At 39.7% G+C, this 20,676-nt stretch carries 12 protein-coding genes; 11 read left to right on the top strand and 1 reads right to left on the bottom strand.

Translation table 11 applies throughout. The features are described from left to right. From JHD79_RS13800 to JHD79_RS13785, 4 genes are all read left to right on the top strand, one after another. The coding region (locus tag JHD79_RS13800) for a LysE family translocator (RefSeq protein ID WP_199119888.1) at positions 1-570 on the top strand (570 nt) is incomplete at its 5' end. Between the two features lie 143 nt (positions 571-713). After that, entirely contained in the window at positions 714-2,300 is a 1,587-nt protein-coding gene (locus JHD79_RS13795; protein WP_199119887.1) for an ABC-F family ATP-binding cassette domain-containing protein, read from the top strand. A gap of 261 nt (positions 2,301-2,561) precedes the next feature. After that, on the top strand, positions 2,562-3,092 hold the full coding sequence (locus JHD79_RS13790) for a PH domain-containing protein (protein WP_199119886.1): 531 nt from the start codon (positions 2,562-2,564) through the stop codon (positions 3,090-3,092). Further along, positions 3,092-4,609: a PH domain-containing protein gene (locus tag JHD79_RS13785; RefSeq protein ID WP_199119885.1), complete on the top strand. Its 1,518-nt coding sequence runs from the start codon at positions 3,092-3,094 to the stop codon at positions 4,607-4,609. Before JHD79_RS13790 ends, JHD79_RS13785 begins: the two co-directional genes overlap by 1 nt. 111 nt (positions 4,610-4,720) lie before the next feature. On the opposite strand, the gene JHD79_RS13780 is transcribed toward JHD79_RS13785, so the two are convergent. Then, a complete protein-coding gene (locus JHD79_RS13780; protein WP_199119884.1) occupies positions 4,721-8,299 on the bottom strand; it encodes a LamG-like jellyroll fold domain-containing protein in 3,579 nt (1,192 codons plus the stop codon). Positions 8,300-8,586: 287 nt separating this feature from the next. Here JHD79_RS13780 and JHD79_RS13775 point away from each other — a divergent pair, with 287 nt between their 5' ends. The 7 genes from JHD79_RS13775 (at position 8,587) to murA (ending at position 20,513) form a co-directional block, all read left to right on the top strand. After that, positions 8,587-8,997 carry an SRPBCC family protein gene (locus tag JHD79_RS13775; RefSeq protein ID WP_199119883.1) on the top strand — a complete coding sequence of 137 codons (411 nt, stop codon included), beginning with the start codon at positions 8,587-8,589 and terminating at the stop codon, positions 8,995-8,997. A 3-nt stretch (positions 8,998-9,000) separates the two neighbouring features. After that, the gene (locus JHD79_RS13770; protein WP_199119882.1) at positions 9,001-9,666 is read left to right on the top strand and encodes an alpha/beta hydrolase; all 666 of its coding nucleotides are present in this window, start codon (positions 9,001-9,003) and stop codon (positions 9,664-9,666) included. 243 nt (positions 9,667-9,909) lie between these two features. Next, positions 9,910-13,326 (top strand): DNRLRE domain-containing protein, encoded by a 3,417-nt coding sequence (locus JHD79_RS13765; protein ID WP_199119881.1) that lies wholly within the window; start codon positions 9,910-9,912, stop codon positions 13,324-13,326. A gap of 179 nt (positions 13,327-13,505) precedes the next feature. Beyond that, positions 13,506-15,794 carry an exo-alpha-sialidase gene (locus JHD79_RS13760; RefSeq protein ID WP_199119880.1) on the top strand — a complete coding sequence of 763 codons (2,289 nt, stop codon included), beginning with the start codon at positions 13,506-13,508 and terminating at the stop codon, positions 15,792-15,794. An 86-nt stretch (positions 15,795-15,880) separates the two neighbouring features. Continuing rightward, a complete protein-coding gene (locus JHD79_RS13755) occupies positions 15,881-18,172 on the top strand; it encodes an ATP-dependent helicase (RefSeq protein ID WP_199119879.1) in 2,292 nt (763 codons plus the stop codon). A 256-nt stretch (positions 18,173-18,428) separates the two neighbouring features. Beyond that, positions 18,429-19,109, top strand: a complete 681-nt coding sequence (locus JHD79_RS13750; RefSeq protein WP_199119878.1) for a DUF4290 domain-containing protein — start codon at positions 18,429-18,431, stop codon at positions 19,107-19,109. A 78-nt stretch (positions 19,110-19,187) separates the two neighbouring features. After that, complete coding sequence (gene murA, locus JHD79_RS13745) at positions 19,188-20,513, top strand: UDP-N-acetylglucosamine 1-carboxyvinyltransferase (protein WP_199119877.1); 1,326 nt, start codon at positions 19,188-19,190, stop codon at positions 20,511-20,513. Positions 20,514-20,676: the final 163 nt, after the last annotated feature.

The following is a 20,676-nucleotide window of genomic DNA, read 5'->3' as shown; positions in this document are numbered from 1 at the left end:
CCAAACATGATCTACCTAATTTCCCGTTCTATTACTCAAGGGAAAAAAGCTGGAATAATTTCACTAACGGGGGTAATTTTCGGCTTTCTGTTCCATATCATCATGGTTACTTTCGGACTTACCGCAGTGCTTTTCGCCATACCCTTTGCCTATACCACACTAAAAACTTTGGGTGTAGTTTACCTATTATATTTGGCCTATCAAGCCATCAAACCCAACAGCAGAAATATTTTTGATACACAAACCGTCCTGTCGCACGATAAACCTGGCAAACTATTTAGTATTGGATTTCTTACCAATGTACTCAATCCTAAAGTTGCCATATTCTACCTCTCGTTGTTCCCGCAATTCATCAAACCAGCGTATGGTTCTGTTATGGTACAGAGTTTACAGTTAGGCGCCACACAGGTTTTGATCAGTTTTACCATTAATTTTGTAATTGTACTAACCGCAGCAAAAGCGGCACTGTTCTTTGCTAAACATCCTGCTTGGGTGAAATTTCAAAAATGGTTTATGGCCAGTGTACTTACAGGGCTTGCCATTAAAATGGTTTTTTCTAAGACCAAATAAAATTATCATCGAAAAAGTTGTAAATTTGCAGTTATAAACGAACAGATAAATTCATGTAAGATTTTCTTTCTTTAAAGCAAAATAGAATGTAAAGCCGCAAAATGGTTTTACCTGGTTTATTCACTTTTAAAAGAAAAGAAATCATGCTTACCTTACAGCACTTATCTTATATACATCCCAACCAAGATTTGTTGTTCGACAACCTTAATCTTACCCTTAATAAACATCAGAAAACGGCCCTTATTGGCCATAATGGCACTGGAAAATCGACCTTGTTAAAACTTATTTCAGGAGAATTACAGCCTTATAGAGGCCAGGTAATTGCTGCTGCTGATCCTTATTACATTTCACAAATTTTCGGGCAATATAACCATCTCACTATAGCCCAGGCACTACGTGTTGAGCACAAACTCAATGCACTTAAAGAAATACTAGAAGGCCATATGAACGAAAATAATTTGGCGGTACTTAACGATGATTGGACAATTGAAGACAAATGCAGGGAAGCGCTAGATTATTGGCATTTAGGTGCTCTACCTCTTGAACAAAAGATAGTTTCCTTAAGTGGAGGACAAAAAACCAAAGTTTTCTTGGCAGGAATTTCTATACATAGACCCCAGCTTATTTTATTAGATGAGCCAAGCAACCATTTAGATACGATGAGCAGAGCGTTATTGTATAGCTTTATCCGCACCACAAGCAGTACTTTAATAGTGGCAAGTCATGATAGGGCCTTATTAAATGAATTAGACACCACTTTTGAATTGAGCAAACATGGCATAACTACTTATGGAGGAAATTATGATTTCTATGCTACACAAAAAGAGCTAGCAAACGAAGCACTTTATCAGGATTTGAGAAATAAAGAGAAAACCTTAAAAAAAGCCAAGGAAAAGGAAAGGGAAACTTTAGAAAGGCAACAAAAATTAGATTCCAGGGGCAAGAAAAAGCAGGAAAAAGCTGGAGTTGCCCGCATTATGCTAAATACGCTACGTAATAATGCCGAAAAGAGTACTTCCAAAACAAAACATATACATGAGGAAAGGATTGGAGAGATTTCAAAGGATATACATACCCTAAGAAAGGAACTGCCCGAGATAGACAAAATAAAATTTGGCTTTGAAAACCCTGTATTACATAGAGGTAAGCGCCTATTTACCGGCACCCATATTAACTATGCTTATGGTAAGCAGGTGCTTTGGTGGCAAAACTTAGATCTTGAGATACAAAGTGGCGAAAGAATAGCGCTGAAAGGTCCAAACGGTTCTGGAAAAAGTACTTTGATCAAGCTTATTTTGGGAGAGCTGAAACCTTCCCATGGGTCAATTCAGTCCGTTGACATACAATCGGTATATATTGATCAGGAATATTCTTTAATTGATGGCCAGTTAAGTATCTATGAGCAGACCCAAAAGTTCAATACTTCCGCTCTGCAAGAACATGAAATAAAAATTAGGCTGAACAGGTTTCTATTCACAAAAGAAGATTGGGGCAAACCTTGTGCTGCTTTAAGCGGAGGAGAGAAAATGCGTTTGCTGCTCTGTTGCCTTACCATTCATAACCATATGCCAGATCTTATTGTTTTAGACGAGCCTACCAACAATCTTGACCTACAGAACATTGCTATCCTCACCACCGCCATTAATGAATACCAGGGGACATTAATTGTCGTATCACATGATGAGTATTTTTTACAGCAAGTGAATGTGGAGAGAAGTATTGAGCTTTAATACGTGAAATGAATGAGTCAAAACTTAAAGTTAGCCTGAAGGAAATTCAAATGATGCCAGCTTATCTTATCATAGTTTTGTGACAATTTGTAAATTGATTTTCTAGTATGATTTTACCAGTAGTATTTTTTAAACTAAAGAACTAGAAAAAAGCTTGGCCTATTTATTGAAAATTAAATCTCTTAATCTTAATATAGAAATATCAATACTGAAAGTTTTTATTTTAAAAGTATATTTAAAATTCTTAGCACTGTAAGACAAATGTCAAAATTTACCAACGAAACGATAGACTTAGATCTGTTGCCAAAATACGAGGACACGCAACTGACCGCTCCCGATCCAAAATATTGGAATGTAATCGCCATCAACATCTTATTGTTCCTTGCTTTTTTAGGAAGCACTTTAACCCTGTTCCTGATCTTTAATGAGCAGGCAAAAAACCACCTGTTCTTATGGATTGGCCTGTTCTTTCTTTTGGCGGTACTGCTTTTCCTCATTTATCGAGCTAGTTTTAAAAGAAGGGGCTTTGCCCTGCGTGAGAAAGACCTTATTTACAAAAGCGGGGTAATAGTAGAAACAACCACTATTATTCCCCTAAACCGGATACAACATATAGCTTTAAACGAAGGCTTATTTTCCAGAATGTATAAATTAAGTACCCTACAGTTATTTACCGCTAGTGGCAGTTCAGGAAATATACACATTGCCGGCATTGAGGTAGAAAAAGCCAGGGCCATTAAAGAAGCATTGCTTAGTCGTTTAGATCTATCGGAAACCTCAAGCAAAATTTAATGATGTCATTCGATTTTAGTACGCCGCAGCGCCAATCGACAGCAGGAATAATTATCATGGCCGCCTATACCTTGCAGCAGGTTATTAGGGTCATGTTTGTTCCCATGGCCATTCTGCTTATTAAATCCGATAAAGCTTCCATCTTTTACTTTATTATTGGGCTGATGGTATTATTAGCCATATGTTTAATTTATGCCTATTTCTATTTTTTGAAATTTACTTTTTATTTAGATGAGAAAAAACAGGAATTTATAGTAGATAAGGGCGTTTTTAACAGAACACATCTTGCCATTCCTTTGGCCAAAATACAGCAGGTAAATATCAACCAGAGTTTTTTACAAAAAATTATCAGCGTTTATAGTGTAGCGCTAGACACTGCAGGTACAGACGGCAAGGAAGTAAGCATTAAAGCCGTCAACGAAAAAATGGCCTACAGTTTAAAAGAACATCTGCTCAATGGCAAATCCGCCTTGCAGGGAGGAGAGCACATTGTGGCAGTATCCCTTCCACAAAACAATATTACAGAAGCTCCATTGATCAAAATTAATGCGGCTACACTTTTAAAGATAGGCCTTACTACAAATTATGGACGAAGTATAGCTTTGTTAATAGGCTTTGCTTATGCCGTATTTCATAATATGAAAGAATTACTTAAGGCCTTTGATAATGACCATGGGCAGATAGAGCAGTTTTTCAAAAGTGGATTTACCCTTATTTCTATTAGTGTGCTATTGGCAGTACTGATCATTTTATTGCTCACTACAAATGTCATAAGAACCTTCATAAAATATTTTGATTTTCAAATCAGCAAGCACCAGCAATCTTTGTTGATTTCTTCGGGCCTATTTGCCAAGAAAAACACATTGCTTAGCCCAAACAAAGTACAAATTACGGCATATAATCAGAATTACTTCCAGAAAAAGATTGAATTATTTAACATGGTGCTAAAGCAAGCGCATGCAGGCAAGGAACAGTCTGATAAGGAAACCAAAAACAACAACATGGAAGTACCAGGCTGCAGTCCAAGCGAGAAAGATGAAATTATACAGATGATTCTAGGAAAACTGCCCTCATCAGGAACAATGTACAAACCTAATGTGCGTTTTTTAAACCTGCCCATCTTTTTTGAGGTGATCATACCTGTAGTTATTTTTACTGTTTTTTATAGCTACACCACTTTGGTAAGGCCCTTTCTACCAGTGGCCATTACTTATGTTGTAATAGTGTTATTGATGATATACATAAATTACACCAAACACCGTATTATGGTATCAACAGATTTTATCATTAAACAAAGCGGCATATGGGAAATCACGAAAGAAATTATAGAACCGCACAAAATACAATCCATTACCACTTTTCAATATCCATGGCACAAGTCGGCTGATGTTGGTCACGTTAACCTGCATACTGCCGCCGGCACCTTACATTTCAAATATGGTAATTACACAGAGATTAAACAGTTGGTTAATTTATGGCTCTACCAAATAGAAAGCACTGAAAAAACATGGATGTAAACTAAGCCTAATTAGCCCTCTTATAAAAAAGACTTGGCTATAAACATAAAAGTTACCGTCATTTTAATTTAGACGGTAACTTTTATTGAATATGGGCCTAACCAATATCTTTTATCTGATCATTTTCTTGCTCAACTTCACCTCGGCGGTACTCAAGGTAACAATAACCAATCCTTTAAATGTACCTACGGGCAACTCGATTTTATTATTCCCTTCGGCAAGTACAATAGGCAAGCTGTTAATTTTTTGTCCATTAGCCCCAGTTGCCATTAAATAACCAGTAGTGGCCTTTGGCGCATATATATTGAATAAAATTGCATTTGGTACAGTTCCATAAATAGATAAGGCAATAGACGATACGGCAACCTTTGCGGTAGTTACCTGCTCTTGTGCATTTAAAATACCATTCAGGTCATATTGGTTAAGCTTATAGTAGTTGGTGCCTGGTGCAGGATTAAAATCTGTAAAATAATAGCTTCTTTCTACATTTGAGTTTCCTGCGGCTTTCACTTCACCTATTTTATTAAAGTTTTGCCCATCTATGCTTCTCATTACATTAAAATAGGCACTATGCTGTTCAGAAGCAGTAGTCCAATTTAAATTTACCTGTGATCCATTTACCTTTGCCGAAAAAGAAGAAAGTGAAACCGGTAAGGTCATATTTAAATTGGCCAAAAAAGTATTAATATCAGCGTCTGTTGTAGCTAAGTTTCCCATAAGCTGCCAACCTTGCACCAGTAATACATCCTTCTGTATTTGGCTAATGCCTGCGTTTGGAATAGTAGCGGTCAAAGCGGTATTCAGATCATCGACTTTAGTTAAAGTAGTTCTTGCTTGCAGCTGTTGGTAGGCCAAAAACACTTCATCTGTCGATAATGCCTTGCTGTACATTCTGGTGGTGGCAATATCTCCCCTAAAAGAAGACTGTACATTGGCACTCGTATGGGCATCTCCACCTATGCCAATCCATTGGGCGCTGGCACTTGATGAAAAAACTAAACCGTCGCTACTGGCTAATATTTTCTCTGTCACATATACCCCATTACGATATGCCGTTAATTTTTTAGTCGAATTATCCCATGTAAATATCAAATGATAATACTGCCCAGTAGCCAATTGCCCAACACTAATTCTATCATAGCTACCAGTAGTTTTTCTAAACCAAAACTCTGTATCTCCTCCACTTGCCTGCTCTATTCCAAATCCTCCGGTCTCTTGCGAAGAAACAGGAGCTATGGTTCCTGTAGAACTTGTTTTTACATAGGTTTCTAGCGTAAAGGCATTTTGCAAGCTTGTTTTAAAAGCCGCATCATTCTGGTAATCGACCTTAAAGTACTGTGAAGCTGTTCCATTAGATCTAGTGATGTATTGCTTGATTCCTGCATCATATAGGGTACTTGGCAGGGTAGCACCCTTGGCTAATGTAAACTGTTTTGCAGAAACATCAACTGCATCTCCTGCTGGCTTAAATTTAACATCCAATAGATCGGCAATGGCCAATACTGCGCCAGGATCTACCTGGTAAGCATTGGTGGTAAATTGATTGCTGATGATTGGTGGTACCGAAACATTACCATAAGAATCTATACCTGTTACCCTAATGGCATATTTTTTTGAAAAAGCCAAGCCCGTAACATTCCATGTTAACTGGGTAGGTGTGGCGCTATTCAAGAAAAATCCAGAAAAAACCCTGTATTTTGGAGAACTTAATACCACGTTATTCTCGTCCATTACTTCAATAACATAGTGATGCACCAAATCATCGTCCTTTCCCTGCGGAAAGGAAACGGTACAGGCATTATCGGTAACATTGCTCACATTTGGTTTATCGTTCACCAAAAAATATGGCGCTGTTCCTCCTGTCCTGTTCTTATAGGTAAAATTTGCTGTGGTAAATGGTGCTTTGATGATCCATGGGGTTTTAATTTCTTCCTTTCGGGTAAAGTCCCATCTTTTAACTTTTACATCGCCATTATTTTGTATGTATACAAAACAGCCTTCAGTTACATCAAGGTATCCCGGAGGGTGAATACCTTCGCTTTTTCCTGTTTCTATTTCCGAATAAGTCATACTGCCTTCGTTAATAGAAGTAAATTTATCCTGATGGATGGAACGCTCATCTCCCAACGGATAATGAGAGTGGCCTGAAAACAAAATTACCTCTTGATTTGCCTCACATATGGCTTTTAAGCCAGCAGTACCCCAGTTATCGTTACCGCCAATGGTATAAGAACCATAAACAGTACCAGTTACCGGCATGTGTGCAAACACAAATATGGGCTTACCTGGGCAATCTATCTTGGCCTGTGCAATTTTTTCAGTTAAAAAATCTTGTGATGGTTGCGTATAAGCATCGGGATAGGTAGATCTTTCCATGCTTATAGTAATAAAAGGATAACCTTTGATGGTAATATACTGGTTTACAGGTTGCCCCAAGGTATTGGTAAAAAAATTATTTGCACCCGAAGTAAACCAATCGTGATTACCCATTAGATAATATACAGGTACTGCCGCTTCCAAACGAGCAAACAAATTTTTGGCATCTGTGTACTGCGCTTGTGTTCCCCAATCGGTCACATCGCCATTAATAAAAACTGCATCTAACTTTGGTGATTGTGCTAACAGTTGATCAATACCCCGATTCAGCTTTAAAGCCCATCCTTTATCGTTACCCACATGAGTATCAGAAATTACGGCAAAAACAGGCAAGGTGTTTACTTCAGGTTCCAACGATCCTATGCTGGTATTAATTTTATCTAGATAGGTTTGTATATCAGTATCGGTAGCAGTAAGATTACCCATTAAATCCCAACCTTCGTTCAGCAAGGTTTGAGCAGTAGTTTTTTTACCTGCATCTGTTGTAAAACCAATATAAGCAGGCAATTTAGTACCAATAACAGTATTCAAATCTCCAACTTTGGTAAGCGCATTACGTGCAGCTACCTCTCCATATAGCCTACTTACTTCGGTAGCGGATAATGCCGAACTATACATTCTAGTAAAAGCAACATCTCCGTTCCAATAGTATTGTGAAGCATAAGTAGGGTGTGCATCACCACCTATAGCAATCCAATGGGCATCGGCATTACTCGGCTCCTTATACGCTGTGGTAACATTGTCCGTACCGCCAACCACACCATTATAATATGCTGTTATAGTAGCGTTATTATCACTTCTTGAAACGACATAGACAATATGATGATATTGAGTGCTATTACTAATAGATACATCTCCTGCTTTTGCCGTTTTATTTGTAGAATTATACCAAAATTGCATCTTGCCAGCGGTACCACTAGCCTGCTCCATGCCAAATCCACCACTCTCTTGAGCACTTATAGGACACTTATTAGCAGTTGAATTAGATTTTATATAGGCTTCTATGGTAAAGCTTCCAGCTATAGCAGCTTTAAATTCAGAATTATTTTTATATGATAGTTTATAAATGGCTCCCGATGTATTCCCACCTGTACCATCAAAGCGACTTACAAATTGATTAATGCTAGGCTCATAAATCGTATTAGGTACCAAACTGGGCGTAGTAATAGCCAGTGGACTAATAGTTGAGGAAACGGCCAAGTTTTTTGCGCTACCGCCCGATTGGAACCTTACATCCATTAAATCGGCCGTTTGTGCCTTCAATAGTGCATGTATGCCAAAAAGCACTAAAAATGCAATGAGTTTTGTTTTCATAAATTGATATTTTGTTTGGTTAGATTACGATATGAAACAAGTAGCAGGAACACCATTGATACTCAAGCATACCAAGGGAGTTCATGTCATTGATTTTATATATTAAGTTACCATGAAGCATAATGCCATTGTTAACCATATCTTAACACAATATAGAAAGGGAGCTTTAGTTAAAGAGAATGAATGTCAGCACAAACGTTTGCTTAACTCACCATATTCAAAGCAAATACTTGATAGAGTATGATGATCTTTATAAATTAGCAAACCCTTAAAAATCAATAGGGCCAATGATGAAAATAACCTTAGAAACTTTGGTTAACGCTCCCATAGAAAAAGTTTGGAAATACTTTACCGAACCGGCATATATTAAGCAATGGAATAATGCTTCTGATGATTGGCACACCCCAAAGGCCACCAACAACCTAAGCATAGGCGGCCGTTTTTCCTATACCATGGCTGCCAAGGATGGAAGTTTTAGCTTCGATTTTGGTGGAGTATATGATGATATACAAGAAAACAAATACATTGCCTACACATTGGGAGATGGCAGAAAGGTAGACATCTTATTTTCATCCACTGGAGAAAATACAAAGATTACAGAAACTTTCGAAGCCGAAGAACAAAACCCTATTGAAAGGCAACAAGGTGGCTGGCAGGCGATATTGAACAATTTTAAAAAACTGGTAGAAGAAAAATAAATTTTGAAAAAAGCTTATGTGCTTAGTGGCTTGGGAGCTGATGAAAGGGTATTTATCAACTTAAAGTTCAACCCCCTGAACCTCTATTTTGTCAAATGGATTGAGCCCATGCAAAATGAGACCATAAGTAGTTATGCCAAACGTCTTTGCCTACAGCTCGAAGAAACCAGTCCCATATTGATCGGACTTTCCTTTGGCGGAATAATGGCTGTAGAGATTTCCAAAATCATAGATACAGAACAAATTATTCTACTTTCTTCGGCAAAGACCAAATATGAAATCCCATTTATTTATCGTTTGGCAGGGAAACTCCACCTAAATCGGTATGTTCCCATTTCCATGTTGAAAACGGCCAATATATTTAGCTATTGGTTGTTTAACATCAAATCAAAAGAAGAAAAAGAATTATTTAAACAGATATTAAAAGATACAGATCCTGTATTCTTAAAATGGGCAATAGATAAAATTGTAAACTGGAAAAATACCATTATTCCCCAGCAACTAATCCACATCCATGGTACCAAAGACAAAATTCTACCTATGTATTTTATCAAAAACAAAATTAGAATTCAGGGCGGGGGACATCTCATGGTTCTTAACAAAGCTGATGAAGTGAGTAGCGCAATAGCCAAGTGCTTGTCAGGTCAATCACTGGGAGATCAATATTAGCACGTTCTATACGAACTCCCGTAAAAATGCCATTTTCTCTACACAAACGTTTTACCGATACCATAACAGCGGGTTAACCGATATGGAGCCATAACCAACACCAATTTATACAAAAATTTTCATCCCATATTCCTCAGATTTTCACCCCTTACAATCCAAAAAAATCTCGACTTTTTGCCTCATAAATAAGATCTAGTTTTTCCTCCAGGCCCAACAAAATCATTCTATCAACAAATAAAACTTATGAAGCACAAGCTACTTTTTCTATTTAAAAGTTCTTCCATTTTCTTATTATCTTTCTTGTTCACCAATCTACAAGTTTCGGCTGCCGATTATTACCTGGATCCTGCCGGCAATGACAACAACAATGGTACAAGTCCGGCAACAGCCTGGCAAACACTTACAAAAATTAACAACACTACGTTTGTACCAGGAGACCGCATCTTGCTAAAAGCAAGTGGCACATGGAATGGGCAGCTTTGGCCCAAAGGTTCGGGCAGTTCGTCTTCCCCTATCATCATTGACCAATATGGCACAGGCAATAAACCCGCCATAAATGGTCAAGGCACCAATTATCCTTCTACACTCATTACCGGAACTGTCATGCTTTATAACCAGTCCTACTGGGAAATCAATAACCTGGAAGTAACCAATTACAGTGAAACCCTAGTAAATGCCCGAGCTGGAATTATCGCCTTAAGCGTTAGTGCCACCATTCAAAACCATATCCACATCAAAAATTGTGAAGTACATGATGTAAATGCCAACCCAAGTCCCAACCTAAGTAACAGCAACAATAAGAACTCTGGAGGAATTATCATTTTTGGAAGCAGTATTGACAAGGATGGGAATTATGTAAATGTAAATTCGGGATTTAACAATGTACTGGTTGAAGGCTGCAAAGTATATAATGTAACCAAAGAAGGCATTAGGAACAAAAGCGATAACAATGGAGCCTTTCCAAGGGTAAACAGTAATATTATATTCAGGAACAACCACGTAGAAAACGTTTTTGGCGACGGGATTGTATTGGGAGAAATATTTGCCGGCGGTGTGGTCGAGCATAATTTTGTGAAAAACGTAGCCTATACCAATTCGGCAAACTATGCCGGGATATGGACCCACTACAGCACCGGGTCTATTATACAATTTAATGAAGTTTGCGATATGATTGGAGGGTCTAACGATGGAGAAGCTTTTGATGCAGATAACAACTGCGATGGTGATACCTTTCAATACAACTATTCACATAACAACGTAGGCGGCTTCTTTTTGATGATGCCCAGCGCCAAAAACATTACCATACGTTACAACATTAGCCAGAACGACGGAAACGGCAAAGAGTTGTTTCATTACACCAGCAATGCAAATGCTACCAACTATATCTATAACAATACTTTTTACCTTGGCGCAGGTATTACAACAACCTTATTTAGAGATGGCAATAGCAGCAGAACAGTCAAGTTTTATAACAACATCATTAAAGTAGAGGGTACCATTACCAAATTTGCCGATAATGAATTTAGCCCGAGTAGTTACTTTGCCAATAACTGTTTTTATCCCGCCAACATCACCAATATCAATGGGCCAAAGTCACATCCGGGCCTCATCTCCCAAGATCCCAAGTTAACAGATCCATCACTTGTAGCTTATGGACTTAATAATGTAAATGGCTTTAAGTTGCTCAGTTCATCTCCTTTGATCAATGCAGGCATTAACATTAGCAATAATGGGAATAGAGACTACCTAAATACCCCACTTTATGTTAGTAATAAGGCAGATATTGGTGCTATAGAATATCCTGATGTTGCTCCCCTACCACCTGCCCCAAGTTTGGGAGGTCTTGTTCCCATAGCAGACACTTATGTAAGGAACGGTTCTTATGCCAATACTAATTTTGGCACCTTGGGCACACTAAGCGTAAAAAAAGATGCAACAAGTTACGAACGCGAAACCTTTCTTAAATTTGACTTAAGCAGTTTGAACGAAGTTCCTACTATTGGTAAGCTAAGGCTGTATATAGATTCTGGAGACGATGATGTGGCCACCAATGCTTGGAAAATATATTACCTAAATGACGATAGTTGGACCGAAACGGGATTAACCTGGAATAATAAACCCACCATGGGCACAGAATTGACTAGCGCTGCAGGAGCTGTTGTAGGAAGTACCGTAGAGTTCGATATCTTAGCACAGTTACAGGGAGAATATCATGGAGATAAAATTTTATCCCTTAAAATCGTATCTACCACAAGTGGTAGCAAAACCAACGTAGAATTTGCTTCAAAAGAAAATCCTATCCCTTATTTAGTTCCCTTACTTGTTACACATGTTACACAGGCAGTGCCTGCCGTAATCAAAAATCAGCATGTTATCTTCTGGCAAGACTTTAATCAATCTAATGCACTTAAAGATTATATACTATCTTCAAACAACAGCGCCGGCGGCACCAATGGTGGCGCTATTATAGACAATAATAGTGCTCGATTTGACAGTTTTGGTCAATTTTACGGCAGCCTTCCTGCCAATACCACCTACGCCATTGATGGGGATGGCTTAAAAATTACCAAATCAACAGGATCTGTAGCTCAGGCAACCGCACAGATCAAAGGGTTATCCTATGGTACAGACCTAATATTTGCCCAATTCGACATCAGCACCTCTATATCCAGTATGCTGCCCAGTGGTACTCCCATTTTTTTTTATTTTGGCAATGGCTACACAACAAATAGCAATGCCGATCAAAATAGTGCACTATACCAATCCTTAGCGGTATTCTTTCCCTCGGCAGGGAACGTAACGCCTAATGCTACTTTTTATATAAAGATTAACGGTACCAATAGTCCCAATTTTCAGGGCAAGCAAAAAATCACTTGGATCATTAACCGATCAACAAATACCATAAATTACATCGGTCTTGATGATGCTGTACATAGTTTAACTGCAAATGGAGACTATGATGTATGGGTGGGCAATGTCAAAATAAATATAGATGCCGCTGCACCAGCAAATGCCGGAGCATCAACACTAGGCGATTTTCGCATTAGAACTGCCGGAACATGGACTGGCTTTTTGGCGGTAGACAACTTGGCCATTGGCTATCTCCCTACCGATGGTAGCGGAGGGGTATTGCCTATAGAATTAACCTATTTCAAAGCAAAAGCCAATGCCAATTCTGTAAACCTTAGCTGGTCAACCGCAAACGAGGTCAATGCCTCCCACTTTAGTGTAAACCGATCTGCAGATGGCCAAAACTTTGCAAAAATTGGGGAAGTTAAGGCCCTAGGTAAAGCCAGTAGTTACCACTTTACCGATTTTTCTCCAATAAAGGGAACTAATTATTACCAGCTAATTCCCACAGATTATGATGGAACCAAAACCTTATCTGCCACCATATCTGCAAAAATTTTGGCTACGACCTTAGATTTTAATATAGAAAAAATCAGCAATGAACAGGTGGTTTTAAATATTTTTGCCCCAAAGCAATTGGCTGCGCATATTTCCATTCATAATATCTTGGGCCAAAAATTAGTGTCCAAGCCAGTCTTGCTATCCGAAGGAAACAACAGCATAACTATTTCGGCCAAACTATCTGGTCTTGCCATTGCTACGATAGACACCACAGAAGGAAAACTCAGCAAAAAATTCCTAAGACTATAATTAACAATTACAACCCCCTTTTAAAGTAGGTATACCTACTTTAAAAGGGGGTTCAAAACAGGTCCAATTTTGATAATAGTTAAAAGATACTATATATAAACAAACTCTTTTCAGATTAGCTAAAACAAGTTTTTGCATAAAAGTAAATTAATTGATTAATTTACACCACTATCCTAACTATGAAAAAAACTTATTGCTATTTTGTGATTGTCTTTGCCTATGCAATGATGTCTAAATCATCTTTTGCGCAAAGCGGAAATGTTCTTGTTCTCAATGGAAACGGTCAATACTTAAGCATTCCACATAGCCCCCATTTCGATATGGCTCCAGGCAAGGGCTATACGCTCACCGCCTGGATAAAAACCACAGATGGCGCAGGCCGCATTTTCTCTAAAAGAAACAACGGGAGTGGAATTGGCTACGAATTCATTACAAGTGCTACCCGGCAGCTAGGGCTTAACCTTATCCCTGCTGGTGGAAATAATATTGGCGGCACCTTTTCCACCCAAACGGTTGCCCCTGGAACCTGGACCCATGTGGCCATGGTAGTAGATCTATCCGTAAACAATACCCCTACAACAGCCAAAATATTTTTGAATGGTATACAAGTAACCAATTCGCCCGTATCTTATACTGCCACAGCAAGCTTCCCCAGTTTTATTAATACCTTTGCCCTGACCATAGGCGCCTCTCTAAACAATACAAACCAAGCAGCCGCCAGTGGATTTAATGGGCAAATAGATAACATCCGTTTCTATAGTACAGGCATGAATGCGGCAGCTATTGCAGCAGACATGAACCTCGCCACCATTAATGGCCATACGCCACATATCGTAGCTGCATGGGATTTCGAAAACGACAATATTTCCAATAATACCGTAGGCGATATTTCAGGACATGGACATAGCGCTACATTGATAGGTGCGCCTACCTTGCTGAACATCAGCTCCAATGAGATGCAGCTGATAGGTACTGCTATTGTACAAACTCAACTACCAGTTGGAAAGGGCGATGTCGATCAGCGAATAATTGCTGTTAAAGTAACCACAAGCGGCATTAACAACCCTATAAACTTAACTGCACTCAATTTCACCACCAATGGCACTACAGATTTATTGGCCGATGTCACTGCAATCAAAGTATACTACAGCACAGACCGTTTTAATACCAATAAGCTTTTTGCTCAGGTTGCACCCGCTACAGGAAATCTAATGGCCATAGGCAAGCAAACCTTGGCAGAAGGCGACAACTACTTCTTCATCACCTACAATGTTCATCAAAATGCCACAGAAGGTCATTTGTTAGCTGCTACCTGCGAATCACTTATCGTTAATGGCATCAAGACCGCCCTGAGCAACCACACCTCCAAAGGCTCTAGAACCATTTTGTTATCAAACATACGCTTAAAGGCTCCCGGAGACGACGGGGCTGTTAGCTATCGTATCCCCGCAATTATTACTGCCGCAGATGGCTCATTGGTAACCATAACCGACAAAAGGTGGAATAACACTGGTGATTTGGCCAACAAGATCGATCCTATAGTAATGCGTAGCACCGATAATGGAAAAACATGGTCAGCCCCCCTTACCATCGCTAATTTTGGTGCGGCCACTGGGGCCGGCGATGCAGCTATTGTATTAGATAAAAGCACTGGCGACCTTATCTGTCTACTTTCTGCCGAGAAGGGCTTTTTTGCTTCTACCAATGCCGCCCCTGCAAAAGTACTGGTTATTCGCAGCAAAGATCATGGCCTCACCTGGGGATCGCCTGTAGACATCACCAGTCAGATATATAGTCCTACGTTAAATGCGGGATGGAAAGGACTATTTGTAGCATCGGGCAGGGCCCATCAATTGCGGGATGGCAAAATTGTTGCCGCAATTGCCGTACGTGAAGATGTTTCTGGAGTTGAAAAAATCAACAATTACATGATCAGCAGCAACGACCATGGGTTTACATGGACGGCCTCTACAGGAAGGGCAGAATTAGATGGAGATGAAGCCAAAATAGTAGAACTGAACAATGGCAATCTTTTAATGAGCATCCGCAATACCGGAACAAGAAGAATGAACATCTCTACAGACCAAGGACTAAGCTGGGGCAAGGCCTACAACCAAACAGACCTTAAAGATCCCAATTGCAATGGCGATATTATTCGTTATACCTCTACCTTAGATGGCTATGATAAAAATAGATTACTGCATTCTATCCCTTTCGCCGCGGGAAGGGCTAACGTCTCCGTGCTGTTAAGTACAGATGAAGGTATAACCTGGCCCATAAAAAAAACCATTTTTCCTTCGACATCCGCCTATTCAAGCCTAACCATTTTAAAGGATGGTTCTATTGGCATCTATTACGAAAATGGAGAATACGGCGATGTCTACAACATGTACTTTGTAAGATTCAGCCTTCATTGGCTTACAGACGGTGCAGATACCTATAAACCTCCCGTACGACCACGTAAATAACCTTCTTCAACATTGAATTTAAATGCAGGCTATTTTTGAATAAAAGCGTTTGTTTTGCTATTTTTGAACCCTAAAAAAGGAAAGATTTGGACTATTTAGAAGGGTTAAATCCACAACAAAGAGCAGCAGTAGAAAATACCGAGGGACCAGCAATGATTGTTGCGGGCGCAGGATCTGGAAAAACAAGGGTAATTACTTTCCGTGTGGCACACCTCATACAAAAAGGTGTAGATGCTTTCAATATCTTGGTACTTACCTTTACCAACAAGGCCAGTAAGGAAATGCGTGAAAGGATCAGTAAGGTGGTAGGTAGCGAAGCCAAAAATATATGGATGGGGACTTTCCACTCTGTTTTTGCCAAAATATTACGTGTGGAGGCAGAGAAGATAGGCTATCCGAGCAACTTTACCATTTACGATACGGATGACAGCAAAAGCTTAATTCGGACCATCCTAAAGGAAATGCAGTTAGATGACAAACTCTACGCTGCAAATATTGTCTACAACCGTATCTCTGCAGCCAAAAATAACCTGATTTCGGCCAGCGAATATTTGGAGAACGACCATATACAGGCAGAAGATGTAGGCAATAAGCGTCCATTACTGGGTGTAATTTACGAAACCTATTCCAAACGTTGCTTTAAAGCAGGAGCCATGGATTTCGACGATCTGCTGTTCAAGACCAATGTACTGCTTAAGAACCATCCCGATGTGCTGAATAAATACCAGCATAAGTTTAAATACCTGATGGTAGATGAGTATCAGGATACCAACTTTTCGCAATATACCATTGTAAAAAAGCTAGCCGCAGCACATCAAAACCTTTGTGTGGTAGGTGACGATGCCCAAAGTATCTATGCTTTCCGTGGTGCAAATATCCAGAATATCCTGAACTTTGAACGCGATTATCCAGACCTTAAAGTCTATAAACTGGAGCAAAACTACCGTTCTACCCAAAATATTGTAGAAGTTGCCAACAGCATCATTGCCAACAATAAAAACCAATTAGAGAAAAATGTATTTTCTGCCAATGAAAAAGGCGACAAAATAAAGATCTCCAGGGCTTTTACAGACAATGAAGAAGGTAAACTGGTAGCCGAATCCATTGCACAGGAGCGTGCCCTGAAAGGCCTTAACTATAATGATTTTGCCATTCTCTATCGTACCAATGCACAAAGCAGGGCCATGGAAGAAGCCTTGCGTAAGCTAAATGTACCCTATAAAATTTACGGTGGACTTTCGTTTTACCAACGTAAGGAAATTAAGGACCTAATTGCCTATTTCAGGCTTACCTTTAACCCCGCCGATGAAGAAGCCCTTAAAAGGGTTATCAACTATCCACGCCGTGGATTGGGCGACACCACCATCGAAAAGATTTCGGTAGCCGCCGACCAAAACAACATCACCATGTGGCAGGTCGTTTGTGATCCGCATACATACTTGGATGGTCGTATCCCGAATCAGTTGAACGACTTCGCTATGATGATTAAAAGTTTTGCGGCAGAATCTAAAAAATTAGATGCCTATGAAACCGCATTATACATTGCACAACATGCAGGCATTTTAAAAGAGCTGCACAGTGACGATAGCGTGGAAGGCCGTTCCCGCTATGAAAACATACAGGAGCTGCTCAACGGGATCAAAGAATTTGCCGAACGTGAAGATATTGAAGACCGCAGCCTAGCCATTTTTATGCAGGACGTAGCGTTACTGACCAACGATGACAATGATAAAGATAAGGACAAAGATACCGTGTCTTTAATGACCATACACTCTGCCAAAGGTCTGGAGTTTAAAAATGTATTCGTGGTAGGCTTGGAAGAAAACCTGTTCCCTTCTCAAATGTCCTTAACCTCAAGGACTGACCTGGAAGAAGAACGTCGTTTATTTTATGTAGCCATCACCAGGGCTGAGAAGAAGCTGACCATTACCTATTCCACCTCCCGATACCGTTGGGGTACCCTCACCTCTTGCGAACCTAGTCGTTTCATTAACGAGATCAGTCCGGCCTATTTAGAACTGGATGCCATAAAACCGGCAAAAAGCAGTTTTGGAAGCAATAGTTTTGATACAGAACGCAAAACTTGGACACAACAACGTGAAACTGCACAAAAAACAACAACAAGCAGTAGTTCAACCGCATTTCGTCCCAAAACAACAAGCATTCTGCCCAAAGCCCATGTACCTACCGCAGGCTTTGCACCAAACGCAGCCAATGAATTTCAGAACGGTATGGAAGTAGAACATGAAAAGTTCGGTTTTGGCAAAATTGTAAACCTGGAAGGTACACTACCAGATGTGAAGGCCACCGTCTTCTTTCAAGGCTTGGGCAATAAGCAATTGCTATTAAAGTTTGCCAAATTGCGAATTGTAAAATAAGAACAAAGGCATAAAAACCTGCAGATGATCAGCAACTGGTAAGATAAACAATCCTATCAGTTGTTCAACAGCTTAGAAATTCTGTTTTGGTGATTATTTTTTATATCTTTGACCAATAAGAATAGCGCCATTTCGATGAATTCTTAACCAAAGCTTCTCTATTTAAAATATATGGCTCTTCAGCTATCTGTTTTTTTGCCTTGGTTATTTCATAATGCGCCCAAGATCAACTAATTTTCAATAATTAATTTAATTCATGAATTTCGATTATAATACCACCCGAAGCGAATTAATTTTGGCAGAATATGGCCGTAATGTACAAAATATGGTAAAGTACATTATTACCCTACCTACAAAAGAAGAACGCAACAAATATGCACAGGCAGTAATAGATTTAATGGGCTTCTTAAATCCGCACTTACGTGATGTGGCCGATTTTAAACATAAATTATGGGATCACCTGCACATCATCTCCAATTATCAGATCGATGTGGACAGCCCCTACCCTAAGCCAACACCAGAAACCAAGGAATTCAAGCCAGATCATATTGGCTATCCTCAACAGAAAATAAAATACAAGCACTATGGCAAAACCGTTGAAAAACTAATTGCCAAAACCATGGAAGAGGAAAACCCAGAACGCAAGGCCGCTATGGTACAAGGAGTAGCCAATTTCATGAAAATGGCCTATGTGCAATGGAATAAAGACAACGTTGCTGATGAAGTGATCCTTAAAAACTTAGGTGAGCTTTCTGGTGGGGCATTGGCCTTAGAAGAAAATGTGAACTTGAACAAAGTAGAATTCAGGCCACAGAACAACAGGCAAAATAATAACCGTGGCCGCCAGAACAACAACAACAACAACAACAATAAAGGCCGTCAGAACAATAACAACAACAACCGCCAACGCAATAACAACAATAAACAAAGACACTAATACGCAATTCGTCATTGCAAGGTACCCGAACACCTCTTTTGCTCAGGTACCCGGAATGATTAACATAATTTATAAACAATGAACGCATTTGAAATTACAGGCGGTAAAAAATTAAAAGGAGAAATCACCCCCCAAGGTGCCAAGAACGAAGCATTACAAATTCTATCTGCCGTATTGCTAACCGACCAAAAAATCACCATTAGTAATATACCCGATATAAAAGATGTAAACAAACTCATTGAACTATTGGGCGACCTGGGTGTAACCATAGAGCGTTTAAATAAAGACACCTATACCTTTGAAGCCAAAAGCATCAATCTTGATTTCTTTCAATCTGCCATTTTTAAGGCTAAAGGTGGAGGATTACGTGGTTCGATCATGATTGTTGGCCCCTTATTGGCCCGTTTTGGCAAAGCGGCCATTCCTAAACCAGGTGGCGACAAAATTGGCCGCAGACGCTTGGATACCCACTTCCTCGGATTTGAAAAACTAGGAGCCAAATTTGTTTACGATAACAAAAGAGAATTTTTTAATGTTGATGCTACTGACCTAAAAGGCACTTACATTTTATTAGACGAAGCTTCGGTAACTGGAACAGCTAATATTGTAATGGCTGCAGTTTTGGCCAACGGCACCACCACCATCTATAATGCAGCCTGTGAGCCCTACCTTCAACAGCTTTGTAAAATGCTCAACAGAATGGGGGCTAAAATATCAGGTATTGGCTCCAACCTTTTAACCATCGAAGGCGTTAAAAAGCTAGGCGGTACCGAACACCGAATGCTACCAGACATGATCGAAATCGGTTCTTTTATTGGCTTGGCAGCCATGACAGAATCTGAACTGACCATTAAGGACGTACAGTATGACGAATTAGGGGTTATACCAGAAGTATTCAAAAAATTAGGCATCAAATTAGAACGTCGGGGCGACGATATCTACATCCCTTCTCAAAAGCACTATATTATCGATACTTTTATCGATGGTTCTATTCTTACTATTGCCGATTCACCTTGGCCTGGCTTTACGCCCGACCTGTTGAGTATTGTGCTGGTTGTAGCTACCCAAGCAAAGGGAACCGTGCTTATCCATCAGAAAATGTTCGAAAGCCGTTTGTTCTTTGTTGATAAACTGATTGATATGGGCGCACAGATCATCCTTTGTGATCCGCACCGTGCCAGTGTAAACGGCATCGACAAAAAATATAAACTGCGTGGCATCAGCATGACCTCTCCCGATATTAGGGCGGGCGTATCATTGCTTATCGCAGCACTATCGGCCGAAGGTAAATCGACCATTTACAATATTGAACAGATCGAACGTGGCTATCAGGATATTGATACCCGTCTACGTGCTTTAGGTGCGCAAATTAAGCGCATTGATGGTGCAGGACCCAGCCATTAGGAATTACGATTGTAGATTTACGAATGGCAATTTTATCAGAAAAGCAGGGTAAGTACATCCAACAATGTCAGCCCTGCTTTTTGGCTTTAGTCCCGATTTCACATCGGGAGCTATCGCCGTCAATCAGGTTTATTTGACAAGGTTCCTCCTATACACGCTAACC

The sequence above is a fragment of the Pedobacter sp. ASV28 genome (assembly GCF_016428855.1).
Taxonomy (GTDB): Bacteria; Bacteroidota; Bacteroidia; order Sphingobacteriales; family Sphingobacteriaceae; genus Pedobacter.
The sequence above is the reverse complement of the archived record's forward strand: the minus strand, read 5'-3'. Positions and strand labels throughout refer to the sequence as shown.

What these genes read in the sequence shown, in the direction of transcription:
- JHD79_RS13775 (WP_199119883.1), top strand. Translation starts at nt 8,587, where the DNA reads ATGATGAAAATAACCTTAGAAACTTTGGTTAACGCTCCCATAGAAAAA.
- JHD79_RS13750 (WP_199119878.1), top strand. Translation starts at nt 18,429, where the DNA reads ATGAATTTCGATTATAATACCACCCGAAGCGAATTAATTTTGGCAGAA.
- JHD79_RS13780 (WP_199119884.1), bottom strand. Translation starts at nt 8,299, where the DNA reads ATGAAAACAAAACTCATTGCATTTTTAGTGCTTTTTGGCATACATGCA.
- JHD79_RS13785 (WP_199119885.1), top strand. Translation starts at nt 3,092, where the DNA reads ATGATGTCATTCGATTTTAGTACGCCGCAGCGCCAATCGACAGCAGGA.
- murA (WP_199119877.1), top strand. Translation starts at nt 19,188, where the DNA reads ATGAACGCATTTGAAATTACAGGCGGTAAAAAATTAAAAGGAGAAATC.
- JHD79_RS13760 (WP_199119880.1), top strand. Translation starts at nt 13,506, where the DNA reads ATGAAAAAAACTTATTGCTATTTTGTGATTGTCTTTGCCTATGCAATG.
- JHD79_RS13765 (WP_199119881.1), top strand. Translation starts at nt 9,910, where the DNA reads ATGAAGCACAAGCTACTTTTTCTATTTAAAAGTTCTTCCATTTTCTTA.
- JHD79_RS13795 (WP_199119887.1), top strand. Translation starts at nt 714, where the DNA reads ATGCTTACCTTACAGCACTTATCTTATATACATCCCAACCAAGATTTG.
- JHD79_RS13790 (WP_199119886.1), top strand. Translation starts at nt 2,562, where the DNA reads ATGTCAAAATTTACCAACGAAACGATAGACTTAGATCTGTTGCCAAAA.